The following is a 25,489-nucleotide window of genomic DNA, read 5'->3' as shown; positions in this document are numbered from 1 at the left end:
CAGCCATAATACTCATGAGCTTTGTACCTCAGGCTGAAAGTATTCACTGCACAACAGTTAGAAGCGTAAACATACCTGCCAGCAACTTCTTTAGAATTATTTACTGCGCAGTTCCTCCATCTGCTCTTTCGTTAGAAAAGCTCCGAAGGCGGGGCTGTCCGGCTCAAAAAGGTGGGCTGCACTTTCAGGCATAAGAACCACGTCAAACCCCAAAGAGCTAACCAGCTCACAAGCGGTCTCCAGTGCCTTATCCCCCTGCCCCGCGTCAATCACTGCAACAGCACGCGGTAGAGCATGAGGGTTCAAAACCCGGCTGTCAGAAGTCAAATCATCATAGGCAATATGGTTAAGCGTTCGGACAACAGGCACCTGCACCCCGGGCAGCTCAAATTCAGTTCCAGCCGTCCCAGCAGATTCCCATGGATTGGTCGCGTCCACTACAAGCCCATGAGCAGCAGAAAAATCAAAATTGGGAAGAGCAGTTCGGGGCAGAGCCACAATGACGATGTCAGCTTTCAGTGCGCTCTCAAAATCCACTAGCTGGGCTTCTGGCACAAGAGAACTCAAAATAATATCTAGCAGTGGCTTTGGCCTGGCATAAATCAGCGTCTCATGGCCAGCAGCAACAGAGAGACGGGCAAGAGCTGTGCCGAGCTTACCGGCGCCAAGAATAGAAACCTTCATACCTACCACAATATTTTCTAAAGAAAATTTATTCCTTGGGTTTACCAGTCTAACGATGGATTTTATCTGAGGCTTGAATAAAAAGATCGGCTACAGATCTAGTCTGTAGCCGACCCCTTATCTATAGTCTCGGTTAGCGATTTTCAGCGGTAACGCAAACAGTCAAGGGTTCCGGTGAAAGATGGCTTAAAGAAAAGATCTTGCCCTCTCGCAGCCCGAGTAGCTTGTGCTCCTCATTCCATAGAAGAACAGGGGCACCCGCGTCCTTTCTCTCCCCCGATGCGCTACGCACCTGGCCGTCCGTCGCGCTAAGAAACTCAAAAAGACGAGTCGAATCATGGTTCCAGAAATACCGGCTTTGCCCGTCGATTTTCAGTTGCACGCGCGTACCCCGCACGGCAATAATCGTAGCTTCCTGCCAGGTCATGTTCGACGCATTGATACCAATTGCCGGGACAATTCCGTGCCCAGCTGAATGTAGGGTGCACCGCTGGCTAAGCGGCACGTTCTTCCGCTGATCGGTGTGAGCAGAGCCTGAAGTAGCTTTTGCTGAAGCTGAAGACTTTGAAAAAGGAAAAAATGAAACCACAGTGGGCCTCCTAAATAATCGCGCTTTCACCGGGCCTTTTGGCGGGTGACCGATTTTCCTTTGAGGGCACCGTCTGCGTCAGGCGGTTGCCAGCCAACAAGTCAAAGGGCTTTGCGTTGGGCTTCTGAATCGTGATGATTACTTTAGCAGGAAAAAATCCACACGTGCAAGAGGGCTGCTATTGGTAGAGCTTGCCGCCCGATTCCTCCAGGTAGCAGGTGGGGCAGAGGGACTCGTAGCCCACATGCACACCGTCAATGGCCACCTGGTCACCGGCAAAAACAAACTTTCCATCAACAGTACGGCCGTTAAAGAGCGCCTTCCGTCCGCACCGACAAATAGTCTTGAGCTCTTCCAGCGTGTGGGCAATCTCCAGCAGGCGGGCAGAGCCGGGGAAGGCCCGCGTTCTAAAGTCTGTACGAATGCCGTAGCACATCACCGGCACGTTCTCTTCCACCGCAATCCGCATGAGATCATCCACCTGCTCAGCGGTCAAAAACTGGGCCTCATCCACCAGCAGGCAGGAGACGGGCAGATGCCAGTGCATACGGTCGTCATCAGCATTAGGCTCAGCAGCAGCGTGGAAGAGATCGCGTACCGAATCCTCAGCACCCACCAAAAAATCAGCCTGACGGGTCACCCCCAGGCGGGACACGATCTCAGTATCGCCCTTGGTGTCCACCTGCGGCTTGGCCAGCAGCACCCGCTGGCCACGCTCCTCATAGTTATGGGCAGCCTGCAACAGCGCAGTCGACTTACCCGAATTCATGGCGCCAAAACGGAAATAGAGCTTAGCCACGCGGCCACACCTTTCAACCCAGAACACTTACGCAGAAAACAAAACCAAACCACACCATTCTAGCCCGGCCCACTCCCCCGCTCACAGGCGTCCTACCCTATGAAAAAGGGAGGGCTCCGGAAAACCCGGTGCCCTCCCCTTTCTCTCACAGGAACTTACTTGCCTGAGACCTCAAGGCCTGAGACGTCCACGTCCTTGAGCGGAATAGTCTTTGAGCCGGTTACCAGCTTGTGCACCAGCCAGACACCAATAATGATGGGCAGGCCGATGTAGGCCGAGACAACCTCAAACCAGTGGCCAGCAAAAATAGCGTTGTAGTTCTGGCCGGCAATCACCAGCAGGCACATCAGCAGCGCCACGATGGGGCCAATCGGGAAGAGAGGAGCCTTGTAGGGCAGGTCGTTCACATCATTACCCTGGGCGACGTAAGCGCGGCGGAAGCGGTAGTGGCAGATCGCCACACCCACCCAGGTGATGAAGCCCGACAGGCCAGAGATGTTAATCAGCCAGGTGTAGGCAGAGCCCTCGCCCACTACGGCAGAGACGAAGCCGAAGAGGCCGATAGCGGCGGTCATGAGCAGGGCGGGCATGGGAATGCCGCGGGAGTTCACGCGGGCAAAAATCTTGGGAGCACGCCCCTCCAGCGCCAGGGCGTAGAGCATACGGGACGAAACGTAGAGGCCCGAGTTACCGGCAGAGAGAATCGCGGTCAGAATGACGGCGTTCATCACCGAAGCAGCAAAAGCAACTCCCAGGTTCTCAAAGACCATGGTGAAAGGTGAGTAGGCGATGTCGGTGGCGTCCGCCCGCAGCAGGTTGGGGCTGGTGTAGGGAATCAGGGTACCGATGATAGCGATAGCACCGATGTAGAAGAGCATAATGCGCCAGAAAACGCTCTTGAGGGCGCGGGGAACGTCGCGGCGGGGGTTCTCAGATTCACCAGCGGCAACACCGATCATTTCGGTGCCCTGGAAGGAGAAACCGGCGACCATGAAGATAGCCAGGATAGAGAGGAAGCCACCCTTGAAGGGTGCTTCGCCGTCGGTCCAGTTAGCGAAACCGTTGTCGTGGTTGCCCAGGATGCCGAAAATCATGGCGACGCCGGCAATCAGGAAGACGATAACGGTGACCACCTTGATGGTAGCCAGCCAGAACTCTGATTCGCCGTAGGAGCGGGCCGAAAGCACATTGATACCCAGGATGATGGCCAGGAAGGTTCCTGCCCAGATCCAGCCGGGGACGTCGGGGAGCCAGTAGGACATAATGACGCCGGCGGCCACCAGCTCAGCAGCCACGGTAATGGCCCAGTTGAACCAGTAGTTCCAGCCCATGGCGAAGCCGAAGGAGTCTGAGACGTAGCGGGAGGCGAAGGTCTGGAAGGAGCCTGCGACGGGCAGGTTTGCTGCCATTTCGCCCAGGGACTGCATGAGGAGCAACACCATGATGCCAATCAGGGCGTAGGCCAGCAGGGCGCCGCCGGGGCCGGCTTCAGCGATGGTGGAGCCAGAGGCAACAAAGAGGCCGGTGCCGATGGCGCCGCCGATGGCGATCATGGAGAGGTGGCGGCTGGCTAGGCCGCGCTTGAGCTCTTCTTTGGTCTGCCCGGTGGGTGCAGACTGCGCTTCAGTAGACATAGTGTGCTGCTACTTTCGGTGGTAATGAGCCCCCAACAGTTTTGCTTAGGGGGCATAAGACAAACTTTAGATTACCACCGCGAGCGCCCTGCACCCCCGGGCGGGCAGCGTGATTTAGCTCTGCTTATCTTCGTTGATGAAGGTGACGGACGCGCCGTGTTCGACGGTGCGGGAGACGGTGCAGTCTTTTTCGGCGGAGAGTTTGATCAGGCGGTCGACCATGGAGCGGGCTTTTTCGCCTTCTTCGGTAGCGGGGAAGCGCACGTTGAAGCTGACTTCGATATCGTCGAGGCTCACGGCCTTGTTCTCGTCGACCTTGCGCAGGCCAGATGAGTGCACGGTGAAGGTTTCGGGTTCTGATTTGCGGCCGGTGACCACATCGACGTCGATGGCGGAGCAGCCTGCGATTGCGGCTAGGAGCAGTTCAACCGGGGTGAGCAGGCCTTCACCCTGGCCGAAGTCGAGGGTGTCGCCCTTGGCGTTGGTGGCGCGGTAGTGGCGGGAGGCGACGCGCTCAACGGTGACGGCGCGGTAGTTAGGATCTTCGGTGCGGGTGGTCTTGTCGGTCATGGTTCTTCCTTACTATGGGATGGGGGCGGACGCCGGTACCCGGGTAACGGCGCCAGCACGGGTTTTATTTCTGAGGAGGCAAACAGTTACATGCTGATCAGAAAATTGGAGTTCCTCTAGTTTTATCTAAACTTATGGCTATGCACCACACCAGCCCAGATACAGGTCAGCTCTCAGCGCCTTCTACCCCCGCCAACCTGCCGGGCCCCGCCAGCGGGGCGGCGGCGTCCGCCCCCGTTACGGGTGAGCATGTCCACCAGTTGCCCGGCGAAAGCGGCTTTAGGGAGGGCCTGCGTGTAGCGGGCGTGCTCTGCCTGGGTTTTGTTGTTATGGGCATGGGTCTGGGTGTGCTGGTTGCCTCGGTGGGGCTGCCCTGGTGGGTGGCCCCTGCCCTTTCTGCTATTGTCTTTGCCGGTTCGGTGGAGTTCTTGCTGGTGGGTCTTATTGCCTCTTCTGCCCCGCTTGCCCTGGTCGCCTCAACCACCCTTCTGATGAATGCCCGCCACCTGGTCTACGGCATCTCCTACCCCCTGCAGAACGTCAAAGGAAATCTGGCCAAGGCCCTGGCTGTGTATATGCTCTGCGACGAAGCCTACGCCCTCAACACCGCTCCCGGCTCGCAGAATTTTCGTAGCTCCCGCATCATGACGGTCTCGGTGGTGCTCTGGCTCTCCTGGTGGGGCGGCTCCACCCTGGGCGTCATTCTGGGCGCAACCTTTCTTTCTAACCTTGAAGGCGTGGATTTCGTCATGACGGGCATGTTCATCGTGCTCTCCATGGACGCCTACCGGGCGGTCAAAGACCGGGTAACTGCCTCACTCGCGGTTATCTCTTCGCTGACGGCCATCGTCCTTGCCCCGCATTCCATGCTGCTGGTTTCCCTGCTGACCCTGGTAGCCCTACTCATCATCCGCCACCTGACCACCCAGCGTCAGGGTGTTTCACGTCAGGAGGCCCCGCATGCCTAGCACCGGCTACATTCTCTCAGCTATCTTCCTGGCAGCCGGCATCACCTTTGCCCTGCGACTGATTCCCTTTGGGGTGAAGTCCGCGCTCAAGGGATCAGCCCTGGTCGCCAACCTTGCAGCCTGGCTGCCCATGGGAGCCATCATCTGCCTGGGCTTCTACGTGCTGGCAGAAATCGACTACTCTTCCCGCGAGACGGCCCTGCCCTACCTCGTTGGAGCGGTGGTAACGGTTGCTACCCACCTGTGGCGGAAGAACCTGGCACTCTCCCTCATCGTAGGTACAGCAACCTGCGTGGTGCTCGCTAACTGGGTGCTGTAGGGAAAGAGGTAAGGGCGGGCATATCCTCGCCGATCGACCCTCTCGCAGGCTCGCTGACTGGCTCGCAGGCTCACCAGATTCGCACCAAGATTATTTTTCCTCGCGCGCTCGGAATCTTGGCGCTCATCGCGTGCGATTCACGCCAGCCCCATCCAATCGGCTTATGATATGCCCGCCCCTACCCCCCCACCGGCACCCAACAAACACACAGCGGTGGGTATATCCCTGGAAGCCTGCTGGCTTGGGGCTGGCATGAATCCCAGCGAGCGCCCCAGCGCGAGCTGGGAGAGGGTCAGCAGGCGGAAGGGATATACCCACCGCGTAAGTGATATTGGTTTTAGAGTGCTGCGAGCGCGGCTTCGTAGTCGGGCTCGGTGGTGATTTCGTCGACCAGCTGGGTGTAGATGACCTCACCGGCGGCATTGATGACCACAACGGAGCGGGCCAGCAGGCCGGCCAGGGGGCCGTCGGTCATGGTGATGCCGTAGTCTTCGCCGAAGGAGTCGCGGAAGGCGGACGCTGATACAACGTTCTCAATTCCTTCGGCACCGCAAAAGCGGCTCAGGGCGAAGGGCAGGTCCTTGGAGACGCACACGACGGTGGTGTTCTCCAGCTTGGATGCTTCTTCATTGAATTTACGGACGGACGCGGCGCAGACGCCGGTGTCGACGGAGGGGAAGATGTTGAGGACCAGGTTCTTGCCCTCGAATGAGTCTGAGGTGACGGTGTCGAGGTCGGTGTTCACCAGGGTGAATGCGGGTGCTGTGGAACCTACGGCGGGCAGGTCGCCTACGGTCTGTACGTCGTTGCCTTCTAGATGTGTAGTAGCCATAGTTGTATTGTGGCGTAGGCAACCGGGGTGGTGCAAGGTGTTGCGCTGTGCGGGGAACCGCCGTTCTAGTCAGGGGTGCGCGGTTCGCTAGACTGATATGCAGCTATCCTTCGCACTTTAGGGAGATTTCGTGTCTGCAACCCATCCCGCTGATTCCCATCAGGCTATTCGTATTACCGGTGCCCGCAATAACAATCTCAAGAATGTGTCGGTTGAGATTCCTAAGCGTCGTCTGACGGTTTTTACCGGGGTGTCGGGGTCGGGTAAGTCGTCCTTGGCTTTCGGCGTGGTGGCAGCTGAATCGCAGCGTCTGATTAACGAAACCTACTCGGCTTTTGTGCAGGGCTTTATGCCGCATCAGGACCGGCCCGATGTCGATGCGATTGAGGGGCTGACCAGCGCTATTATCGTCGATCAGGAGCGTCTGGGGGCTAACCCCCGCTCGACGGTGGGTACCGCAACTGATGCCCTGCCCATGCTCCGTATGCTCTTTGCCCGTGTGGGCTCCCCGAATCTAGGCTCCCCCACCGCTTTTTCTTTCAATCAGGCAACCGTGCAGGGCACCGGGGCACGCAAGGTGGGCGATGGCAAGGCCGAACACGTTACTTTCTCCCGTACCGGCGGTATGTGCAACCGCTGTGAGGGTCTGGGCCGTACCAGCCAGATTGACCTGGCTGAGCTCTTTGATGAGAACCTGACTATGGAGGACGAGGGCTTCTTCAAGGTTCCCGGTTTCTCCACCAGTGGCTGGTCCGCCCGCCTCTACAAGGAGTCGGGTCTCTACCCCACCGATATTCCGGTCAAGGACTTTACCGACGAACAGCGTGCCGATTTCCTGTATAAAGAGCCCACCAAGATGAAAATTGCGGGCATCAACATGACCTATGAGGGTCTGGTGCCCCGCATTGAGAAGTCTATGCTCTCCAAGGATAAGGAGGGCATGCAGGCTCATATTCGCGCCTTTGTTGACCGGGCGGTCACTTTTGTCCCCTGCCCTGACTGCGGCGGCACCCGCCTCTCCCAGGCTGCCCTGGCCTCCAAGGTCAGCGGAGTAAACATTGCTGAGCTCTGCGACATGCAGGTTACCGACCTGCTCACCTGGGTGCGTGAGCAGGACATCCCCGAGGTCGCTCCCCTACTCGCTGCGCTGGAGCACTTGCTGGACTCTATGGTCACTATCGGCCTGGGCTACATTGCCCTTTCCCGCTCTGCCTCCTCGCTCTCAGGTGGTGAGGCCCAGCGCGCCAAGATGGTGCGTCACTTAGGGTCCCCGCTCACCGACGTCACCTACGTTTTCGATGAGCCCACCGCGGGTCTTCACCCCCACGATGTCACCAAGATGAACGAGCTGCTGCTGCGCCTGCGCGACCGCGGCAACACCGTATTGGTCGTTGAGCACAAGCCCGAAACCATCGCCATTGCCGACCACATCATCGATATGGGCCCGACTGCCGGTTCGGCTGGTGGCACCGTGGTCTACGCCGGAGCCTTCGAAGGGCTCAAGCAGGCTGATACCGTCACCTCCCGTCACTTCTACGACCGGCAGGGGCTTAAGGACGCCGTCCGCCCCGCTACCGGGGCCCTGCAGGTTACGGACGCAACCCGCAACAACCTCAAAAATGTTTCCGTCGCCGTGCCCACCGGCGTCCTGACCACCTTTACCGGTGTGGCAGGTTCCGGTAAGTCCTCCCTGATCACCGAGCTGCTGGAACAGCAGGTCGGCGGTGAAGAGCACATCATCTACATTGACCAGGCACCTATTAAGGGGTCACGCCGGTCTAACCCGGCCACCTACACCGGCCTGCTCGAACCTATCCGCAAGGCCTTCGCCAAGGCCAACGGAGTCAAGCCCGCCCTCTTCTCGGCAAACTCCGAGGGAGCCTGCCCCGAATGTAAGGGCACCGGCGTGCTGGAAACCCAGCTGGGATTTATGGAAAAGTCCACCGCTATCTGTGAAGCCTGCGAAGGTAAGCGTTTCTCCCCCGGCGTGCTCGAATATCGTCTGGGCGATAAGAACATCAGCGACGTTCTGGCCCTCTCCGCAGCCGATGCCCTCGCCCTCTTTAGCGCCAAGGAGACCAAGCTGGCCGCCGCAACGAAAATCTTGCAGCGCCTGGTCGATGTGGGCCTGGGCTACATCACCCTGGGGCAGCCCCTCTCTACCCTCTCAGGCGGTGAGCGCCAGCGTATCAAGCTCGCCACCCATATGGCAGAACCCGGTGGAATCTACATCTTCGACGAGCCCACCACGGGCCTGCACCTGGCCGATATACAGCAGTTCCTCGGCCTCCTGGATCAACTGGTCGATGCCGGTACAACGGTGCTCTGCATTGAGCACCATCAGGCCGTTATCGCCCACTCTGACCACATTATCGATGTAGGCCCAGCAGCAGGTCACGATGGCGGTACAATCGTCTTTGAGGGAACTCCCGCCCAGCTTGCTGCCGCAGGCACCCTCACCGGGGAGCACCTGGCTGCCTACCTGGCGTCCTAGCAGTCCCTCCCCCCTCCCTTCGCCATGTCATATTCTCGTTATCCTAACGAAATAAGACTGGGCCTAGCATCAGTAAACACACCACCATCTAAAGTTAAAACGTGCCTAAACTCATTAACCACGAAGAACGCAAACAAGAAATCGCCCAAGCTGTCTGGGCGGTACTGTCCCGCGAAGGCGTCCGCGGGGTCTCAGTGCGTACCGTAGCTGCCGAAGCCGGCATCTCCACAGGCTCCCTGCGCCATGTATTCCCCTCCAATGAAGAAATGATGCGGTTCTCTCTCGACTTCGTGGGTAAGCGCTTCATCCGTAGCCTTACCAGCCGCACCTTCAACTACGAACTGATTTACAGTCTCGAAGAGATTTTCACCGAGCTCTCCCCTGTCTCGGAGGACGGCAAGCTCTTCATCACCGTGGTTGCGGGCATGCTCGCCGATGCCTCAACGATTCCCGGCATTGCCAAGGTTTTGCAGTCCCACGAAAAGGACTTCCTCTATGCCTACGGCTTCCTGCTCAGCCAGCTACGGGCCCAGGGCTTTGTGCGGGACGATATCGATATCGACCTTGAGGTTGAAAAGCTGGTAGTCCTGCTGTGGGGTATCAACTGTCTCTACCTGCTGACCGATGGGGAAGCCAGCGACGAGGAGCTCATGGCCCCCATGCTCACCCATTTTGAGACGCTGCTGGGAATCTTCACCTACCCCGAAGAGCAGGATCTCGACTACTTCAGTCAGGAGTTCTTCAGTGCCTAAGCTCATTGACCACGCTGAACGTAAGAAAGTTATTTCGCAGGCTGTTTGGAAGCTCCTGAACGAACGAGGCGTCAGTGCCATCACTATTCGCAATGTGGCTGCTGAGGCTGGTATTTCCACCGGTTCGCTGCGGCACTCCTTTGATAGCCGCGTTGAGCTAGTGACCTACGCCCTAGAACTTATCGGCCTGGAAACCGAGGCCAGTATGCGAGCTGTGTCGGTGCAAGGCCAGGATGTGCTCAATTCTGTGAAGATACTTGAGCACTTCATTCCGCTCACTCCCCGCTCCCGTGCGGTCTCCCGCATTACACTGGGTATGGTTGCCGAGCTACGCTCTACCCCCGAAATCAAATCAATTTCGGTAACCAGCCTCGAACGCATCCGCACCCTCTTTTACGACATGCTGGTGCAGCTCGATCAAGCGGGGCAGATTAAGACTGGCACCGATCTCAAGGTGCAGGCTAATCAGCTAACCATGCTCAGCTATGGCCTAACAACCAAGGCCATCATCGGCGGCAAGGGCTCGGACCCGGTTAACCTGAGCTATATCTTCCGCTCCAGCATCAACGAGCTCTTGGTACACCCCGTGCCCTATGCGACCCAAGAAGATATTGACGAGTTCGTTGCTCTATCGGAGGGCGTTGGTGAGCTGCACACCCCCGCAGAAGTAGAAGAAGACACAACAGATACCCCATAAAGCTAGCAGCGTTAGCAAAAAGCGGGCAGGACTCTATGGTCTTGCCCGCTTCTCTTGTGGTTGATGCGCCGCACCTGTTTACCAGGCGAAGCCGATGGAATCCTCAATTTTCTTCAGAAAATCAGGGTTAGTGTCGTCAACCAAGATGGCCGCGTGCATGAGCTCGTGCCCGTTATCAAGGGTGAAGATGTAGCCTGGGTTATTGCCTGAGGCAAAACGCACCTCGGAGCGAATTACCCGCACGCCGTCCTCGCGGGTGTAGTTGATAGTCTCAACGGTCTCGTTGATAGACCAGGCCGGGGTAAGACGGGCAACGGTTTCCTTTTCCATCTCCTCGGCGCTCCGCCCCTGCTCATCGTTGTAGGGGGTGCCTACCATAAAGCGCCCCGCAGCGTCATCGGTGCTGCGGTAATGGGTGAACTGGTAGGTGAAAATCTCTGCCTGGGAGGGGGCGGCGTCCTGCACGTAGTCCTGGGGCACAAAGAAGGTCACGCCATTCTCAGCGAAGACAGTACCGGGGAAGGGGTCTTCGGGAGTCGGTTCTGGGGTCGGTTCTTCGGTCGTGGGCTCTACACTGGTCGGTTCAGGAGTAGGCTCAGGGCTAGGTGTAACGGAAGTGGCCTCGGGGGTAGGGCTGGGTGAGGCTGAGCTGGCGCTTGCTGAAGCGGTCTGCGGGTCAACGCGGGTAATCACTTCTTCCTGCTGGCAGGCAGTGAGGGCCAGCAGGGCAAGGCTAGTGAACAGGACGACTGATTTTCTGGTCATGTTTCCTTCACAGGTTAAGGCGTGGTGTGCGGCTTTTAATTCTAAAGACCGCAGTAGCACCTGCCCAGTGAAAACGGGAAAATGTGGGCAAGATACCGCAGCCCTCCCCGTGTGTTTGCTGCCTGCCTGCTGGGGAGGGGCGGCGGGCGTCCGCCCCTGAGAAACTAGGACGCCTGTGCCCGGCCTGCCAGCGCCCGCTTGGCCTTGGGGTAGAGCAGGGCAATCATGAGAATACCCAGCAGAATCACCGGGATGTGGCTGGCCATGGCCCAGCGGAAGGCCTCAAGGGTATAGGTGTCGGGGGTACCGGCGCCGAGACTGTCAAGAATCAGGCCGATCAGGAACACGGTGGTGAGGGCCCCTACGAAGCCACCCATATTGGCGATGCCTGTGGCCAGGCCCCGCTGGTGCTGAGGCACGTGCGAACGCACCACCTCAAAAGCTGCCATGGATACCGGGCCGTTGATGCCCAGAGTAATAGCCGCAGCGTACACCAGGACGGTGGGGGCAATTCCGGGCCAGAAGAAGATGAGGGACCACAGGCTGAGGTTGAGCAGGCTGCTACCCACCGCAATATGCACCCGGTAGGGAGAAAAGCGGGAGAGAATCGAGCCGGTGAAGAACCCGGCAATGACGATGGAGGCTACCACTGTGCTGACGATGCCCGAAGCCAGGGCCCGGCTATAGCCCAGGCCCCCTGTCAGGAAGGGCATGCCCCACAGCAGCATGATAGAGAAAATCATGGAGGCCGTCACGTAGTGCACCCAAAAGGCCAGGCGCACACCGGGGTAGGCCAGCACCTGCCTGATAGAGGCCGCAAACCCTGGGTTTCCTGCTGGGGGTAGCACAGGTAGAGAGTCTGTGACGGGGTAGGGGTGGTCGGCGCGGGCCCGGTTGGCTTCTTCCTGGTCAGGGAGCGGACGCCGGGCGGACGCGCTCCCCCGTCCGCGCCGGGCCCGGCGGCCCAGCCCCTGGGCCACGGTAGCCCTGCCGGGAGCCGGCCTGAGCGTGAATAGGGCCAGGATCAGAAGGCAGGAACCGATAGCGGCGAGAACAGTAAAGCCGCCCTGCCAGCCCAGGGCACCCACCAGGGTGACCAGGGGTGTGACGGCAACCAGCTGACCCATCTGGCCCATATTGGCGCTAATTTGGTTGACTACCGGGATTTGTTTAGGGGTAAACCAGTCTGAGATTAGGCGAATCAAGCTGACGAAGATACAGGCATCCCCGCTACCCACCAGCACACGCGCCAGCAGGGCTAGGGGAACGGTCTCGCTCTGGGCCAGGAGAAACTGGCCAGCCGTCATGAGGGTCAGGCCACCGGCAATCAGCACCGGCGCCCCCTTACGATCGAGCAGGGCACCCACCGGTACCTGCCAGCTGGCGTAGACCACCAGCTGCAGCATGATGAAGAGGGAAATAGCTGTAGCTTCAACCCCAAAGTGGGTTTGGGCAGTGGCCCCCAGCGCTGAGAAGGAGCTGCGGTTGATAATTGAGAAGACGTAGGCGGCGATAGCCACCGCCCACACTAGCCATTTCATAAGTGGGCCACTGCTTTCAGGGGGTTAGTTGCTCTTCTTGACCACGGAGGACTTCAGGTACATCTGGCCTGCGCCGGGAACCTTAGCTTCAATATCGTGGCCGTTGACGGGGCTTTCGAGCAGGCGGATACCGCGCACCTTGGTGCCAGCCTTGATATCGGCACCCCCCTTGACCTTGAGGCCCTTAGTGATGGTGACAGAATCGCCGTCCACCAGCTCGTTGCCCACAGAGTCCAGGACCTTGGAACCGGTTTCTTCTGCTGCGGAGTCTTCGCCTTCTGCCCATTCATGTCCACACATGGGGCAGACCCAGAGGTCTCCCTGCTGGTAGGAATATTCTTCAGAGCAGGCAGGGCAGGCGGGTGCGGGGGCATCAGACATGGGGGTCTCCAAAAGTTAGGTGGTGTCTAGGTCGCTCCCCATTATCCCAGATAGAAGCACAAAACCTCCCGCTCTTCGGGGCGTCGAAGAGCGGAAGGTTCTGGGGCTAAACGTAGGGGGGCCTTACTTGGTGGGTACGGGGCCTTCGTCGTTCATGTCGGTAGCGGGGTCTGAGACAACATCGGCAGGGGCCTCGTCGGCCAGCTTCTGGGCCTTCTTATCGGCCTTCTCGGCTTCCTTTTCGGCCTTAGCTTCTGCCTTTTCTACCTGCTTCTCGGCCTTAGCTTCGGCGCGGGCGTCCTTGACCTCTTCAGCCTTTTCCTTGGCTTTCTCGGTGCCTGCGGCGGCAGCTTCTTTAGCCTTTTCGGCACCTGCCGCAGCTGCTTCCTTGGCCTTTTCGGCGACGACGGGTGCCTGTTCCTTGATGGTTTCTTCGGCGGTCTTGATGCCGTTCTGCACCTTGGGGTCGTTCCAGACGTTGGCAGCCTGGGTCTTGATCTTTTCGTACTGGCCGCGGCCTGCGCGAGCACCCAGCACGTAACCGATACCTGCACCGGCGATGAACGCTAGACGTGCTTTCATGATAAACCTTCTTTCATCAGGTAGCTTGGTATCCACTATTGTGCCAAAAGCATACTTATGAGCGGTAGACGACACACCGCACACGCACCTAAGACGCCATCGAAAAAGTGCAAGTGCCCCGCACTTTTCGCGGGGCACTTGCACTTTTCCAATGGCACTTCTCTAAGGAGGCTAAACGTTGAAGCGGAACTCCACCACGTCGCCGTCCTGCTCAAGAACTTCTAGGCTTTCTAGGCAGTGTTTTATAGATATCATCAATGTGCTGGCTCACTAGTCTTGCCATAGAGGTACTGCCTCGGCCAGGGCCTGCTGGGATACTTGATTTTTAAGGAGCTGAAGAGGAAAAATATCGACCCGCTGAGTGCCCAAAAGGTTACGGGTTTCCTCCATAAGACCAGCTGCCCGCATCAAGACGTTACCATCAGCTGGATCCATTTCTACCAGAATATCTAAGTCGCTCTCCGGGCCAGCAGTGCCCCCGGGCGACCGACCCGAAAAGCTGCGGGTTATAGGCACCGTATCGTTCCAGCAGCTCCGTGAATGACTGCCAGTGGGTCTGAAGTAAAGACCTGTGCTCTAGGCTTTCTATGCTTAGATTTCTAGTGCTCATACCCACAGTTTACCTATCCGCTTCTGAGAAAAGATAGGGCTTTTCTTTTCTATAAAAAGTGGCCGGTAGCTCCTTCCAGGGAGCAACCGGCCATCAGGATATCAGAGGCTACAAAGTTAGACGTTGAAGCGGAACTCCACCACGTCGCCGTCCTGCATAATGTACTCCTTGCCTTCCATGCGGACCTTGCCGCGGGCCTTGGCCTCAGCCATCGAACCGGCGTCGTCCAGGTCGGAGAAGGAGACAACCTCAGCCTTAATGAAGCCGCGCTCGAAGTCGGTGTGAATGACGCCGGCTGCCTGGGGGGCGGTGTCGCCCTTGGTGATGGTCCAGGCGCGGGTTTCCTTGGGGCCTGCGGTCAGGTAGGTCTGCAAGCCCAGGGTGGAGAAGCCGACGCGGGCCAGCTTGTCGAGGCCGGACTCGTCCTGGCCACTCATTTCCAGCATTTCGCGAGCCTCTTCTTCAGAGAGCTCTACCATGTCGGCCTCAAGTTTGGCGTCCAGGAAGACAGCCTCAGCGGGGGCAACCATGGCGCGCAGTTCAGCCTGCTTTTCCTCAGAGGCAAGGACGCCCTCGTCCGAGTTAAAGACGTAGATGAAGGGCTTGGAGGTGAGCAGGTTCAACTCCTTGAGCAGGGCCATGTCGATTTTGGCTTCTTCGTACTTGGAAATCAGGGTATCGCCCTGTTCCAGCACGGCCTGGGCCTTCTTGTATTCCTCAAGCTGGGCGGGGTCACCCTTCTTGATTTTGACGGCCTTTTCCAGGCGGGGAATAGCGTTTTCCAGGGTCTGCAGGTCAGCCAGTACCAGCTCGGTGTTGATGGTTTCCATGTCGCTGGCGGGGTCTACCTTGCCGTCGACGTGGATGACGTCAGGGTCGTCGAAAGCGCGGACGACCTGGGCGATGGCGTGGGCCTCGCGGATGTTCGCGAGGAACTGGTTACCCAGACCTTCACCTTCGGAGGCGCCGCGAACGATACCGGCGATGTCGACGAAGGATACGGTTGCGGGCAGAATGCGCTCGGAACCGTAGATTTCGGCCAGGCGGGCCAGGCGCTCATCGGGCAGGTTGACGACGCCCACGTTGGGTTCGATGGTTGCGAAGGGGTAGTTCGCTGCCAGGATGTTGTTTTTGGTCAGTGCGTTAAAAAGGGTCGACTTGCCGACATTGGGCAGACCCACAATTCCAATAGTTAAAGCCACGGTTTCTAGTTTACAGGGGTGAGTCAAGCGAGCGCGGGAGCGTCAGTGAAGCCCTGCAAGCGGTGCGGACGCCCGCCACCGGCGGGTAGGTTAGGCAGCTTCCCCTCACCCACCTCTTGTTACCTGGGGCAAAGTATTTTATGCTGGTCAGCATGACAGTAGCGCAGTTTTCGCCCCGGGACATCAGCATCCGCCCCATCAACATTGATTCAGATACCGATATGGAGCAGCTCAATGCTCTAGAGTCTGCCTGCGATGAAAAGCTCTACGGCTTCCCGTCAACCACAACCATTGAAGAACGGAGGGCTATTCTTGCCCCCTCCAGCTACTATGAAAACCACCGCTGGGTTGCTGAGGTCCGGGGGCGGATTCTCGGTATTGTGCTGGTATCACTCCCCCTCAAAGAGAACCTGGATGGCCTGAACTTCGATCTCGCCGTCCACCCCGAGATCGAAGGACGGGGCCTGGAAGAAGCGCTTACCCACCATGCCCTGGCCGAGGCTATCGAACCCAGCGGACGCACCCACATCACCTACTACGGCTACCTCATGCAGGATGACAACAAGGACGACCCCGCCCTGCCCATCAATAGGGTTGCGGCTCTTCTGGGCTTGAAACCTAAGAATTCTGCTATCACGAGAATCGCTCCCCTACCGCTTCCCGCAGACCTTGTGCAGGCGGCTGAGCGCAAGACAATAACCGAACCTGCCTACACCTTCGAGGTTTGGGAACATAAAATTCCCGAACAACACCTAGAGTCAGCCGCAGCTGCTTACCACCAGCTAGAGGTAGATGAACCCATTGGAGAAGTCCGCCGGGAGGCTTCAAACTTCACCCCTGAGCGTCTGCGCGAGATAGAGCAGAAAACCCATGCATCAGGAGAAGAACTGATGTATGCGGCAGCCCTACACCAAGGAAAGATTGCAGCGATAACAGCCTTGACCTATCCCACCGATACACGCAATGCCTCAGCCTGGCAGGAATCCACCGTGGTCATGCCAGAGCACCGCGGCCTTGGCCTCTCCCGCACCCTCAAGGTGCTCAGCCATACCCGCCTACCGGCGTCCGCGCCCCACATTCGGCAAATTATTACCATGAATTCGGCCGTCAACCCGGCCATGATCAAGGTTAATGAGGAGCTGGGCTACCGGCCCGTCTGGGAAGAAATCTGCTACCAGAACTAGTGGCTGGCCCCGCCCAGGTTGAGCACCAGCACACCGGCCACAATCAGGGAAATGCCCACCACCTTGACCAGGGTGATGGGCTCCCCGAGAAAGACCGCACCGATGGCGACGATGGCAGCGGTGCCCAGCCCCGACCAGAGGGCGTAGGCGACTCCGACCGGGATGTCCCGCACCGCCAGCGACAGCATGAAAAAAGCGAAACCGTAGCCCACCAGGCACCCCAGGGTAAACCACAGTTTGGTGAACCCCTCAGTGTATTTCAGCAGGGTGGTGGCAATGAGCTCCGAGCCAATAGCGAGCGCGAGGAAAAGGTAGGGCATAGGCTCATTCTGCATGGCTCGTACAAAAAGGCTAGAATAATAAGTACACGTATCTCACAACGATGTGAATCTAGGAGTTTTTGTATGTCTCACAAGGGCAGCCACGAATACACCGATGTCTCCACCGCAGCCATAGAAATGGGCGACGCCGCAACCCGGGCACCGGGGTGGAACCGCACAGACACAGCCTGGACCGTCAGCCTCTTCGGCACCGCCGTCGGCGCGGGCATCCTCTTTCTCCCCATCAACGCGGGCGCCGGTGGTGTCTGGCCCCTGCTGGCCGCAACCATTCTGATTTGGCCCATGACCTTCCTCGCCCACCGAGGGCTCTCCCGCATGGTCTCCGCCAGCTCCAAACAAACAGCAGATATCACAGAGGTAGCCGAAGAATTCTTCGGCCGAGGCTTCGGCAAGATCTTTACCCTGCTCTACTTCCTCTCCATCTACCCCATCCTGCTCATTTACGGCGTCAGTATCACCAACACCGTTGACTCCTTCCTCACCAACCAGTTCGGGCTAGAACCCCTACCCCGCTGGCTTCTTGCCGCTCTGCTCGTCGGCGCCATGAGCGCCGTCATGATCATCGGCCAAAAATTCATGCTCATGGTGACCCAGTTCCTGGTCTACCCCCTTATTCTGGTACTCGCCGCGCTCACCCTCTACCTCATCCCCCACTGGTCACTCGACGGTTTTAGCCAGGTGCCGGCTCCCGGCAACTTCTCGATGACCCTCTGGCTCATGCTGCCGGTGCTCGTCTTCTCCTTCTACCACGCAGCGGCTATCTCCCAGTTCTCAGTGGCTATGCGCAAGCAGTACCACGGCTTCGCTTCGGTCAAGGCCTCCCGTGTACTGCGCGTTACCTCAATCATTCTGACCGTCTTCACCATGGGCTTTGTCTGGTCCTGCGTACTAGCTATCGGTCCGGACGGCCTCGCTGAAGCCCGCGCCTCCAACCTCCCCATCCTCTCCTACCTGGCCAACGAATTCGACGCCCCCTTCATCAACTGGCTCGGCCCCATCGTAGCCATCGCTGCCATCGTCTCCTCCTACTTCGGCCACTGGCTCGGCGGGCACGAAGGAGCAGCGGGTATCGTCCGTAAAAACTTCGACCCCGAGAAAAAACGCATCAGCGACAAAGCCCTCAACGCGGCAATCAACGTCTTCATCGTTGTCACCGTCTGGGTCGCCGCCGTGCTGAACCCCAGCGTCCTCTCCCTCATCGAATCCCTAGTCGGCCCCGTCATGGCACTGGTACTCTTCATCGTGCCCATGTGGGCCATCCACAAGGTACCGGCACTGGCCCCCTACCGCGGCAAGCTCTCCAACATCTTCGTGGTGATTTCAGGTATCGCGGCCTTCTCCGCCGTCGTCTACGGTCTGATTCCCAGCTAACCAGACCAAAAGAAAAGACCCCCATATGGGGGTCTTTTCTTATAGGGGGACTCTTCGCGCAAAGTAAATGGAGTTCGCTTCGCTCACAGCTTCCCATTCGCTCGCTCTTACTTCACCGCGCGCGGTGAACCGCTCGCTCATCGGCTCGGCTTCGCTCCTCGTCCTCCCAATCGCATCGCGGGCTCACCCGAATCATTCTTCAGGGCCGCGCGGAGCTCCTTGGGTAGCGAGAAGAGAATATCTTCCTTGGCGGTCTCAAACTTCTCAACGTCAACGTAACCGTAGTCTGCCAGCAGACGCAGCACGTCCTGTACCAGCACCTCGGGCACAGAAGCGCCAGAGGTCAGACCCACGGTGGTCACACCCTCGAACCAGGCCTCATCAACCTCATTGGCGTAGTCCACCAGGTAGGCCTGCTTAGCGCCGTATTCCAGGGCGACTTCCTTCAGGCGCACAGAGTTCGACGAGTTGGTCGAACCCACCACAATCACCAGGTCAGCCTTCGGAGCGATCTCCTTGATAGCGCCCTGACGGTTAGAGGTCGCATAGCAGATGTCGTCGGAGGGCGGATCCTGCAGGGTGGGGAAACGCTCGCGCAGGCGGGCAACGGTTTCAAGGGTTTCGTCCACAGACAGGGTGGTCTGCGAAATCCACACGACCTTCTCGGGGTCACGCACGGTCACCTGATCAACCTCGTCAGGTGAGTTCACAATCTGAATATGGTCGGGGGCTTCGCCAGCGGTACCCTCAACCTCTTCATGGCCGGTGTGGCCAATGAGCAGGATATCGTAGTCCTGCTTGGCAAAACGCACGGCCTCGCGGTGCACCTTGGAAACCAACGGGCAGGTAGCGTCGATGGTATTGAGCTGACGCTCTTCCGCTGAGGCCACAACAGCCGGTGACACGCCGTGGGCGGAGAAGACGGTGACGGCCCCCTCGGGGACTTCCTCCACCTCGTCCACAAAAATTGCACCCTGAGCTTCGAGAGTTTCAACCACATGGCGGTTGTGAACAATCTGCTTGCGCACGTAAACGGGAGCCCCGTAGTGGTCTAGGGCCTTTTCAACGGCGATGACGGCGCGGTCAACACCGGCGCAGTAGCCGCGGGGTGCTGCTAGGAGCACCTTCTTGTCGCCGGTGGGGGCGGCTGCCTCAACTTCTTCGCGGGTCCTGCGCACGCGGGGTACGGTGGGCAGACCCAGTTCAATGGTCTTCTCTTGGGTAGACATAGTCTCTATCCTACGTGGTTCTAGCGGGTGCGTGCAGTGGCTTCTCTCGCAGTCAGCCCCATGATCGCTGAGAGAAGAGCAAGAAGTGTCAGTACCGCCCCCGCAATGAGCAGGTTGAGGGCCAGGCCGTTGTGGTAGCTGGCGAAAGATGCGGTGATGGTTTCAGACAGTTTTTGCAGGAAAAGGACGGCCGCGTTGCTAGCCGGTAGCTGTATCCCGGCGGTGAGCGAGGCACCGCCACCCAGGAGGCCAGCGATCCAGAGTAGGGCTGCTGCGCTGAAGGCGATGAAAGCTAGGTAAGCAAAGCGGTTGCGGGGCCAGAGCAGGAACCCGAGCAGGGCGGATACGCCGCTGGCCACCAGCAGGGGCTGCCAGAAGGAGGCCAGCCATATCAGGGTATTGACAGTGGAATTGATAGGCCAGATGTTCTGCCCCGTATCCAGGGTGATGGTACGGCCGGGCAGACTTGAGGTATCAACACCAAAGCCGGTCGCCGACTGCACAGACGCCCCAGCCTGGTCGTAGAGGGCAGAAAGGTCAAGCACCGCCGGGCGGCTTTCACCCGAGAAGTTATAGGCGTGGGTATCTGAAATCACCTGGGCCCACAGCTGGGGGTAGGCATCGGAGGTCACCAGCGAGTTGGTAGCCCCGTCGACCAGGGTGTAGGTCTGGTCATAGAGCCAGTTCTGCACTCCCCCGTACCAAGCGGTGGAGTTCCCGTCGCCCAGGTAGGTTTCGATAGTGGGTGAGGCCATGATGTCGTCGGTAACGGCACTTGCCAGACTGGTCTGGAAGTCCTGGTCATAGGCGATGGACTCGGTCATCGCCGCAAAGTTTTCGGTATCTACCAGGGTGGTTTGTGCCCAGTAGGCTGTAGCTGCGGCCAGCCCGGTAGCCAGCGTAAGGAGGGCCAACAGGACGCAGAGAAAGCGCCTGGCTAGGCTAAAGGCCGGACGGCGGCGCTGACGTCGAGGCGCCCGTGGGGGCGCATAGGAAACCACCGGGGCGGACGCTACCCCCTGCGCCTGCGCTTCAGGAGGGTAGGCCCCCTGGGCATAGTGAGCCGAGGCCGGCTCTGCATAGGGGTGGGTGTAGCCCTGGGGCTGCTGGGCGTAGGCTGCCTGGGCTGCTTCTTGGGCGCGCTGATTTTCGGCCTGAACATAGGGGTTTGTCCAGTTGCCGTCGCCGTAGTCTTCTGTGCTCTTGCGGGTACCCGTCATGCTTGCATAGTAGCCGGTCTTACTGAGTATTTGCTTGAGCAGTTCTTATAGGTGGAGCAGGCTCACAGCGAAGCTGCTGGCTCGGGGCTGGCGTGAATCACCTTGTGAGCGCTAGCGAACCGGGTGAGAGGGTCGGCAGCGAGCGTGAGCCTGCGTAACCTTTCAAAAACCCCACAGCAGAAAGAAGACAGTTTTTCTTGGCTCAATGCTTAAAGTGTCAGCCAGCGGTGGTAGAAGTAGGTGTATGAACAGTTTTGGTGATTCTGCACCCGGTCATCTGACGCTGGCACAGCTACAGGCCCAGCAAGAACAGCAGGCCCAGCGCGCACCCTGGCAACTAGCGGAACGTGCTGGGCAGACCAGCGTCGATAACCCCTGGCCCCTACATGTGCTGTCGAATAAGATGCACGAGTATATTGCCCGTTGCGTACCGACCTGGGTGGAGGGGCAGATTATTGAGCTCAACCACAGGGGTCGGGTTTCTTATGTGACCCTGCGCGATATTGAGCAGGAGGTCTCGGTATCGGTTACGGTCTGGGGCTCAGAGATGGCTAAGGTGCAGGGCCAGTTGGAGCGGGGCTCTCGGGTGGTTTTGCAGCTCAAGCCTGATTTCTGGGTGAAGACCGGCCGCCTATCGATGCAGGGCTCTAACATCAAGCCGGTGGGTGTGGGTTCTATGCTGGAGCTCATTGAGCAGTTGCGTGCCAGGCTGCAGGCTGAGGGTCTTTTTAGTCCCGAGCGTAAGAAGCCCCTGCCCTTGCTCCCCCGCCGGGTGGGTTTGATTACCGGCCGTGATTCGGACGCCATGAAGGACGTCATCCGTAATGCCTCCCTACGCTGGCCTGCCGTTGATTTTGAGGTACGGGAGGTTGCGGTGCAGGGCGTGAACGCGGTTGCCCAGGTGACGTCTGCGCTGGCTGAGCTTGATAGCCGGGATGACATCGACGTGATTGTGATTGCCCGCGGTGGCGGCTCCTTTGAAGACCTACTGCCTTTCTCTGAGGAGGCAATGGTTCGGGCCGTTGCAACGGCACATACCCCGGTCGTATCGGCTATTGGCCACGAGGCTGATTCCCCTCTGATGGACCACGCAGCAGATCTGCGAGCTTCGACCCCTACCGATGCCGGTAAGCGTATTGTTCCGGACGTCCGTGAGGAACAGGAGCTCTTCGCATCGGCCCGTTACCAGCTGGTGCGGACTATAGAGCAGCTGGTGTCTGCTGAGCGTTACGGTCTAGCCCAGGTGAGGTCCCGTCCGGTTCTTGCCAACCCGGGCTCAGCCCTGCTGGCTAGGTCCGAGGATATTGAGCGGCTGCGAGCGAGGGCTTCGAACGCGGCCGTCCACCGTCTTGCCAGGGATCGTGATCTTATTAGCCAGCTACGGGCGCGGGTTACGGCCCTGTCACCCCAGCAGACCCTGGAGCGCGGCTATGCGGTGATGCAGGACGCCTCCGGCCAGCTGGTACGCGATGCCCGCACCCTGCACGAGGGGCAAAACATTAGTGTGCGCGCGGCAGCCGGCGCTGTGGACGCAACCGTTACCGCCGTACACGAGAAAAACCACTAGAACCTGGTCAGATGCCAGGTCGAGGAAAGGAAACCTATGAGCAACACCATCGAATTTAAGACCGATCTGAATGCCACTCCGGTTGAGCAGCTGACCTACGAGCAGGCCCGCGAAGAGCTTTTGCAGGTTGTAGCCCGCATGGAGTCCGGTGCGAGCACGCTTGAAGAGTCTATTGCCCTGTGGGAGCGGGGCGAGGCCCTTGCCCAGCGCTGCGAAGCCTGGCTCGACGGCGCCCAGGCTACCCTGGACGCCGCCCGCCAGAACCAGACGTCCTAGTTCTGCTTGTAGTCAGCCAGGAAGTTGCCCAGACGCTCCAGGGCATCGGCCAGGGTACGGGTATCTGGCAGGAAGACCAGGCGAAAGTGGTCGGGTTCTGACCAGTTGAAAGCCGTGCCGTGGCTCAGCAGAATCTTCTGTTCCCGTAGCAGATCGAGCATGAACTGCTCGTCACTGGTGATATTGAACTTATCGATATCGAGCTTGGGGAAGAGATAGAGGGCGCCCTCAGCCTGCTGCACGGTCACGCCGTCCATTTCACTGAGCATCTTGTAGGACAGGTCCCGCTGCTCTTTCAGGCGTCCGCCGGGCAGAATCAGGTCGTTGATGGACTGGTAGCCGCCCAGGGCGGTCTGTACGGCGTGCTGGGCGGGCACGTTAGCGCACAGGCGCATATTAGCTAGCAGGTTAATACCCTCGATGAAGGGGGCAGCAGCGAGCTTGGGCCCCGAAATAGCCACCCAGCCAGCGCGGTAGCCGCAGACCCGGTAGGCCTTGGAAAGACCCGAGAAGGTTAGGGTGAGTACGTCGTCGCCTGCCAGAGCTGCCACGTGGGTCATCTGGGCGCCGTCGTAGAGAATCTTCTCGTAGATCTCATCAGCAAAAATTACCAGCTCGTGTTCCCGTGCCAGGTCAACAATCTGCTGGAGTACCTGGGGCGTATAAACAGCACCGGTGGGGTTATTGGGGTTAATGACCACAATGCCGCGGGTGTTGGGGGTGATTTTTGACCTGATGTCCTCGATATCGGGCAGCCAGCCGTCCTCTTCATTGCAGAGGTAGTGCACCGGCTTGCCGCCTGCAAGCTGGGTGGCAGCCGTCCACAGGGGGTAGTCGGGGCTGGGCACCAGAATCTCGTCCCCGTTATCGAGCAGGGCTTGCAGGGTCATCGGAATCAGCTCCGAGACACCGTTACCCAGGTAGACGTCGTCGGTAGTGATATTCATGATGCCCTCGTTCTGGTAATACTGCACAATGGCAGTACGGGCAGAGTAGAGGCCGCGGGAATCAGAGTAGCCCTGGGTGTAGGGCAGGTGCTCGATGATATCCATCATGATGGTTTCAGGCGCTTCAAAACCGAAGGGCGCCGGGTTACCGATATTGAGCTTGAGAATACGGTGACCGCGCGCTTCCATACGCTGGGCTTCTTCCAGAATGGGCCCGCGAATATCGTAGAGAACGTTTTGAAGTTTTTTTGATTGCTTGAATGCCATGAGATTTAGATTACCCTTTCATGCGGGTCAACCAGAAATGGGCGGCGTCGGTTTCTGAGACGGGGTTATCGCCGCTCGTAAGCGTATTGAGTCGCACCAGAGAATCGGTGTCGAGGTTAGCGGAGACATCGTTGATGATGTCCTTGACCTGCTGGGGCAGCTCACCGGCGCGGGTGACGGGCACGATATTCTGGGCCAGCTGGGTGCGTTCGGGATCCTCCAAGAGCTTGAGGTTATTGGCCGGAATCTCTGCACTGGCCGAATACATGTAGCTCATGCTGGTTGCGCCGGTGATGAGTTCCTGGGCCTGGTCTGACCGGCTATCAGCGGTTTTGCTAGCTCCCGGGGTGCAGCTGTAGTGGGTGCTCAGCGAGGTAGCACCGCTAGGGTTGGTGGCGTAGCTTTCGGGGGCAACCAAGCTCAGCTCAGCGCAGACCTGCCCCAGGTCGCTCATGGTCTCCAGACCGTAGCGCTGGGCAGTGGCTCGGGTGACTACGTAGCCATACCGGTTGGTGGCGCTCGAGGGCGAGAGCACCTCAGCGGTATCGGGCAGGGCACGGTCAACGTAGCTGACGATATCGTTGCTGCTGAGCCCGCGCACGTTCAGCGAGGTAGCGCTGGGGCTGGGCGTAGCGCTAAGACTTGGTGTAGCGGTAGGGCTGGTATCAGAGGACGCGCCCGCACTAGCTTCTGCGCTCGCAGTCGGGTCTGGCGCGGGGCTGGTGTCTGTCGCGGCGCTAGCCCGCTCTTCTTCGATAATGGTGGGGCTAACCGCTCCGTTATCGGTGAGGTAGAGCAGCAGGTCACCAGACAAATCAGGGGTGATATGCACAAGCCCATCTGCTGGTCCGGTCGCAGTAGGGCTGGCTGTAGCGGTGGCTGCGGTATCTATCCCCATACTGGCAAAGTAGGCGGGTCGGCTACCGTCGGTCTCAACCACCTCAACGGTGTAGCCCGCTTCTTGCAGGGCAGCCTGGTAGATATAGGCTGCGTGGCGGGTCTCCGCCGTCAGCCCGGTACCGATACGCAGGGTAGCGGTCGTGGCGGGGCTGGTCGAAGTAGTCGCACCGCTGCCGGTCGTTGAGCTGCCGCAACCGCTCAGCAGAAGGCCGGTGGCCGCAGCGAGAGCAACCAGCTGGGCGCGGTAGCCCTGTGCGCGTGGGCGTCCTTGTTCCTTAGTCGCTTCCCTAGTCATGCGAACCCTCCCGGTAGCTAGCTGCCAGCTCGCGGGCGTCCGCGTACCCTAAGAGGCGTGCAGCCTCGTCCACCAGGGAGTAGTAGAAATGCTGGTCTAGTTCAGCCAGCGGAACCCACTCTGCCAGGTCGGTCGATCCGCCAATCTCGGCAGTAAGCTCTCCGCCGGTGATATGGGCAGTGTAGATGGTACGCAGGGCGCAGAAAGGACGGGTTGCCCCGGCTTCGGGCTCAAAGTAGGCCGCGTGCACCCCCAGCAGGCGGTCAAGTTCCACCCGGTAACCGGTTTCTTCAAAGACTTCGCGCACGGCAGTCTCATGGGGCTGTTCGCCGGGGTCCATGCCGCCACCGGGTAGGGTCCAGCCGGGGCGGTAACCGGGAATATGCGGTACCCAGCGGGAGAGCAGAATCTTGCCATCCTCAATCACCACGGCGTAAGCAGCCGGGCGGGTATCCATCACCAGGGGCATCTCT

The 25,489-nt window shown here is 59.0% G+C and carries 26 protein-coding genes and 1 riboswitch; of the genes, 9 read left to right on the top strand and 17 right to left on the bottom strand.

From position 1 onward, the window contains the following. Nucleotides 1–96: 96 nt before the first annotated feature. From ACRCJM_RS00820 to ACRCJM_RS00800, 5 genes are all read right to left on the bottom strand, one after another. On the bottom strand, nt 97–684 hold the full coding sequence (locus tag ACRCJM_RS00820; RefSeq protein ID WP_431463421.1) for an NADPH-dependent F420 reductase: 588 nt from the start codon (nt 682–684) through the stop codon (nt 97–99). A 133-nt stretch (nt 685–817) separates the two neighbouring features. Next, nucleotides 818–1,273 (bottom strand): hypothetical protein, encoded by a 456-nt coding sequence (locus ACRCJM_RS00815; protein WP_431463420.1) that lies wholly within the window; start codon nt 1,271–1,273, stop codon nt 818–820. 15 nt (nt 1,274–1,288) lie between these two features. Then, nucleotides 1,289–1,404: riboswitch (SAM riboswitch) on the bottom strand. 47 nt (nt 1,405–1,451) lie between these two features. Further along, nucleotides 1,452–2,072, bottom strand: a complete 621-nt coding sequence (locus ACRCJM_RS00810; RefSeq protein WP_421084868.1) for a thymidine kinase — start codon at nt 2,070–2,072, stop codon at nt 1,452–1,454. A 155-nt stretch (nt 2,073–2,227) separates the two neighbouring features. Beyond that, entirely contained in the window at nt 2,228–3,706 is a 1,479-nt protein-coding gene (locus ACRCJM_RS00805) for an amino acid permease (RefSeq protein WP_431463419.1), read from the bottom strand. A gap of 114 nt (nt 3,707–3,820) precedes the next feature. Next, complete coding sequence (locus ACRCJM_RS00800) at nt 3,821–4,276, bottom strand: OsmC family protein (RefSeq protein WP_237237612.1); 456 nt, start codon at nt 4,274–4,276, stop codon at nt 3,821–3,823. Nucleotides 4,277–4,410: 134 nt separating this feature from the next. Between ACRCJM_RS00800 and ACRCJM_RS00795 the strand changes: the two genes are divergently transcribed. Together ACRCJM_RS00795 and ACRCJM_RS00790 are read left to right on the top strand one after the other, a co-directional pair. After that, nucleotides 4,411–5,244, top strand: coding sequence for an AzlC family ABC transporter permease (locus tag ACRCJM_RS00795; protein WP_431463418.1), 834 nt, complete (start codon nt 4,411–4,413; stop codon nt 5,242–5,244). Then, complete coding sequence (locus ACRCJM_RS00790) at nt 5,237–5,563, top strand: branched-chain amino acid transporter permease (protein WP_431463417.1); 327 nt, start codon at nt 5,237–5,239, stop codon at nt 5,561–5,563. Before ACRCJM_RS00795 ends, ACRCJM_RS00790 begins: the two co-directional genes overlap by 8 nt. Nucleotides 5,564–5,900: 337 nt before the next feature. Here the strand turns inward: ACRCJM_RS00790 and tpx are convergent, their stop codons facing one another. Next, nucleotides 5,901–6,395, bottom strand: coding sequence for a thiol peroxidase (gene tpx / locus ACRCJM_RS00785; RefSeq protein ID WP_431463416.1), 495 nt, complete (start codon nt 6,393–6,395; stop codon nt 5,901–5,903). Between the two features lie 130 nt (nt 6,396–6,525). Here tpx and ACRCJM_RS00780 point away from each other — a divergent pair, with 130 nt between their 5' ends. The 3 genes from ACRCJM_RS00780 to ACRCJM_RS00770 all read left to right on the top strand — a co-directional run bounded on the left by ACRCJM_RS00780 (nt 6,526) and on the right by ACRCJM_RS00770 (nt 10,338). Beyond that, entirely contained in the window at nt 6,526–8,889 is a 2,364-nt protein-coding gene (locus ACRCJM_RS00780; protein WP_431463415.1) for an ATP-binding cassette domain-containing protein, read from the top strand. A gap of 101 nt (nt 8,890–8,990) precedes the next feature. Then, complete coding sequence (locus ACRCJM_RS00775; protein ID WP_431463414.1) at nt 8,991–9,641, top strand: TetR/AcrR family transcriptional regulator; 651 nt, start codon at nt 8,991–8,993, stop codon at nt 9,639–9,641. Then, nucleotides 9,634–10,338 (top strand): TetR/AcrR family transcriptional regulator, encoded by a 705-nt coding sequence (locus tag ACRCJM_RS00770; RefSeq protein WP_431463413.1) that lies wholly within the window; start codon nt 9,634–9,636, stop codon nt 10,336–10,338. Before ACRCJM_RS00775 ends, ACRCJM_RS00770 begins: the two co-directional genes overlap by 8 nt. Before the next feature lie 78 nt (nt 10,339–10,416). On the opposite strand, the gene ACRCJM_RS00765 is transcribed toward ACRCJM_RS00770, so the two are convergent. The 5 genes from ACRCJM_RS00765 to ychF all read right to left on the bottom strand — a co-directional run bounded on the left by ACRCJM_RS00765 (nt 10,417) and on the right by ychF (nt 15,419). Next, entirely contained in the window at nt 10,417–11,103 is a 687-nt protein-coding gene (locus ACRCJM_RS00765; RefSeq protein WP_431463412.1) for a hypothetical protein, read from the bottom strand. A 164-nt stretch (nt 11,104–11,267) separates the two neighbouring features. Continuing rightward, nucleotides 11,268–12,644 carry an MFS transporter gene (locus tag ACRCJM_RS00760; RefSeq protein WP_431463411.1) on the bottom strand — a complete coding sequence of 459 codons (1,377 nt, stop codon included), beginning with the start codon at nt 12,642–12,644 and terminating at the stop codon, nt 11,268–11,270. A 24-nt stretch (nt 12,645–12,668) separates the two neighbouring features. Further along, nucleotides 12,669–13,025 (bottom strand): zinc ribbon domain-containing protein YjdM, encoded by a 357-nt coding sequence (locus ACRCJM_RS00755; protein ID WP_423817624.1) that lies wholly within the window; start codon nt 13,023–13,025, stop codon nt 12,669–12,671. Nucleotides 13,026–13,148: 123 nt separating this feature from the next. Continuing rightward, entirely contained in the window at nt 13,149–13,607 is a 459-nt protein-coding gene (locus ACRCJM_RS00750) for a hypothetical protein (protein ID WP_237236145.1), read from the bottom strand. 726 nt (nt 13,608–14,333) lie between these two features. Continuing rightward, the gene (gene ychF / locus ACRCJM_RS00745) at nt 14,334–15,419 is read right to left on the bottom strand and encodes a redox-regulated ATPase YchF (protein WP_431463410.1); all 1,086 of its coding nucleotides are present in this window, start codon (nt 15,417–15,419) and stop codon (nt 14,334–14,336) included. 152 nt (nt 15,420–15,571) lie between these two features. Here ychF and ACRCJM_RS00740 point away from each other — a divergent pair, with 152 nt between their 5' ends. After that, nucleotides 15,572–16,603: a hypothetical protein gene (locus ACRCJM_RS00740; protein WP_431463409.1), complete on the top strand. Its 1,032-nt coding sequence runs from the start codon at nt 15,572–15,574 to the stop codon at nt 16,601–16,603. Here ACRCJM_RS00740 and ACRCJM_RS00735 read toward each other — a convergent pair. Further along, nucleotides 16,600–16,923, bottom strand: coding sequence for a DMT family transporter (locus ACRCJM_RS00735; protein ID WP_135013866.1), 324 nt, complete (start codon nt 16,921–16,923; stop codon nt 16,600–16,602). The genes ACRCJM_RS00740 and ACRCJM_RS00735 overlap by 4 nt on opposite strands. 84 nt (nt 16,924–17,007) lie before the next feature. Here ACRCJM_RS00735 and ACRCJM_RS00730 point away from each other — a divergent pair, with 84 nt between their 5' ends. Continuing rightward, nucleotides 17,008–18,315, top strand: a complete 1,308-nt coding sequence (locus ACRCJM_RS00730; protein ID WP_431463408.1) for an amino acid permease — start codon at nt 17,008–17,010, stop codon at nt 18,313–18,315. Between the two features lie 137 nt (nt 18,316–18,452). On the opposite strand, the gene ACRCJM_RS00725 is transcribed toward ACRCJM_RS00730, so the two are convergent. After that, nucleotides 18,453–19,544, bottom strand: coding sequence for a 4-hydroxy-3-methylbut-2-enyl diphosphate reductase (locus ACRCJM_RS00725; RefSeq protein ID WP_237186045.1), 1,092 nt, complete (start codon nt 19,542–19,544; stop codon nt 18,453–18,455). 20 nt (nt 19,545–19,564) lie between these two features. Continuing rightward, the gene (locus ACRCJM_RS00720; RefSeq protein ID WP_431463407.1) at nt 19,565–20,764 is read right to left on the bottom strand and encodes a hypothetical protein; all 1,200 of its coding nucleotides are present in this window, start codon (nt 20,762–20,764) and stop codon (nt 19,565–19,567) included. Nucleotides 20,765–21,008: 244 nt separating this feature from the next. Here ACRCJM_RS00720 and xseA point away from each other — a divergent pair, with 244 nt between their 5' ends. Together xseA and ACRCJM_RS00710 are read left to right on the top strand one after the other, a co-directional pair. Further along, the gene (xseA, locus tag ACRCJM_RS00715) at nt 21,009–22,331 is read left to right on the top strand and encodes an exodeoxyribonuclease VII large subunit (RefSeq protein WP_431463406.1); all 1,323 of its coding nucleotides are present in this window, start codon (nt 21,009–21,011) and stop codon (nt 22,329–22,331) included. 36 nt (nt 22,332–22,367) lie between these two features. Next, the gene (locus tag ACRCJM_RS00710) at nt 22,368–22,607 is read left to right on the top strand and encodes an exodeoxyribonuclease VII small subunit (protein WP_431463405.1); all 240 of its coding nucleotides are present in this window, start codon (nt 22,368–22,370) and stop codon (nt 22,605–22,607) included. Here ACRCJM_RS00710 and ACRCJM_RS00705 read toward each other — a convergent pair. The 3 genes from ACRCJM_RS00705 to ACRCJM_RS00695 are packed head-to-tail and all read right to left on the bottom strand — an operon-like array spanning nt 22,604 to nt 25,485. Beyond that, entirely contained in the window at nt 22,604–23,821 is a 1,218-nt protein-coding gene (locus ACRCJM_RS00705; RefSeq protein WP_135013198.1) for a pyridoxal phosphate-dependent aminotransferase, read from the bottom strand. The two genes, ACRCJM_RS00710 and ACRCJM_RS00705, sit on opposite strands and share 4 nt — an antisense overlap. A gap of 10 nt (nt 23,822–23,831) precedes the next feature. After that, nucleotides 23,832–25,016, bottom strand: a complete 1,185-nt coding sequence (locus ACRCJM_RS00700) for a glycine betaine ABC transporter substrate-binding protein (RefSeq protein ID WP_431463404.1) — start codon at nt 25,014–25,016, stop codon at nt 23,832–23,834. Further along, the gene (locus tag ACRCJM_RS00695) at nt 25,009–25,485 is read right to left on the bottom strand and encodes an NUDIX domain-containing protein (protein ID WP_237186041.1); all 477 of its coding nucleotides are present in this window, start codon (nt 25,483–25,485) and stop codon (nt 25,009–25,011) included. The genes ACRCJM_RS00700 and ACRCJM_RS00695 overlap by 8 nt, the downstream gene beginning before the upstream one ends. Nucleotides 25,486–25,489 lie beyond the last annotated feature (4 nt).

Source organism: Rothia sp. L_38 (assembly GCF_050689125.1).
Taxonomy (GTDB): Bacteria; Actinomycetota; Actinomycetes; order Actinomycetales; family Micrococcaceae; genus Rothia.
This window is presented reverse-complemented; position numbering and strand designations above follow the sequence as displayed.

Bases quoted from the DNA above. Each gene is read 5' to 3' on its own strand.
- ACRCJM_RS00695 (WP_237186041.1), bottom strand. From the start codon at position 25,485: ATGCCCCTGGTGATGGATACCCGCCCGGCTGCTTACGCCGTGGTGATT.
- ACRCJM_RS00790 (WP_431463417.1), top strand. From the start codon at position 5,237: ATGCCTAGCACCGGCTACATTCTCTCAGCTATCTTCCTGGCAGCCGGC.
- xseA (WP_431463406.1), top strand. From the start codon at position 21,009: ATGAACAGTTTTGGTGATTCTGCACCCGGTCATCTGACGCTGGCACAG.
- ACRCJM_RS00750 (WP_237236145.1), bottom strand. From the start codon at position 13,607: ATGAAAGCACGTCTAGCGTTCATCGCCGGTGCAGGTATCGGTTACGTG.
- ACRCJM_RS00720 (WP_431463407.1), bottom strand. From the start codon at position 20,764: ATGACGGGTACCCGCAAGAGCACAGAAGACTACGGCGACGGCAACTGG.
- ACRCJM_RS00730 (WP_431463408.1), top strand. From the start codon at position 17,008: ATGTCTCACAAGGGCAGCCACGAATACACCGATGTCTCCACCGCAGCC.
- ACRCJM_RS00705 (WP_135013198.1), bottom strand. From the start codon at position 23,821: ATGGCATTCAAGCAATCAAAAAAACTTCAAAACGTTCTCTACGATATT.
- ACRCJM_RS00740 (WP_431463409.1), top strand. From the start codon at position 15,572: ATGACAGTAGCGCAGTTTTCGCCCCGGGACATCAGCATCCGCCCCATC.
- ACRCJM_RS00795 (WP_431463418.1), top strand. From the start codon at position 4,411: ATGGCTATGCACCACACCAGCCCAGATACAGGTCAGCTCTCAGCGCCT.
- ACRCJM_RS00765 (WP_431463412.1), bottom strand. From the start codon at position 11,103: ATGACCAGAAAATCAGTCGTCCTGTTCACTAGCCTTGCCCTGCTGGCC.
- ACRCJM_RS00800 (WP_237237612.1), bottom strand. From the start codon at position 4,276: ATGACCGACAAGACCACCCGCACCGAAGATCCTAACTACCGCGCCGTC.
- ACRCJM_RS00700 (WP_431463404.1), bottom strand. From the start codon at position 25,016: ATGACTAGGGAAGCGACTAAGGAACAAGGACGCCCACGCGCACAGGGC.
- ACRCJM_RS00710 (WP_431463405.1), top strand. From the start codon at position 22,368: ATGAGCAACACCATCGAATTTAAGACCGATCTGAATGCCACTCCGGTT.
- ACRCJM_RS00805 (WP_431463419.1), bottom strand. From the start codon at position 3,706: ATGTCTACTGAAGCGCAGTCTGCACCCACCGGGCAGACCAAAGAAGAG.
- ACRCJM_RS00735 (WP_135013866.1), bottom strand. From the start codon at position 16,923: ATGCCCTACCTTTTCCTCGCGCTCGCTATTGGCTCGGAGCTCATTGCC.
- ACRCJM_RS00755 (WP_423817624.1), bottom strand. From the start codon at position 13,025: ATGTCTGATGCCCCCGCACCCGCCTGCCCTGCCTGCTCTGAAGAATAT.
- ACRCJM_RS00760 (WP_431463411.1), bottom strand. From the start codon at position 12,644: ATGAAATGGCTAGTGTGGGCGGTGGCTATCGCCGCCTACGTCTTCTCA.
- ACRCJM_RS00725 (WP_237186045.1), bottom strand. From the start codon at position 19,544: ATGTCTACCCAAGAGAAGACCATTGAACTGGGTCTGCCCACCGTACCC.
- ACRCJM_RS00820 (WP_431463421.1), bottom strand. From the start codon at position 684: ATGAAGGTTTCTATTCTTGGCGCCGGTAAGCTCGGCACAGCTCTTGCC.
- tpx (WP_431463416.1), bottom strand. From the start codon at position 6,395: ATGGCTACTACACATCTAGAAGGCAACGACGTACAGACCGTAGGCGAC.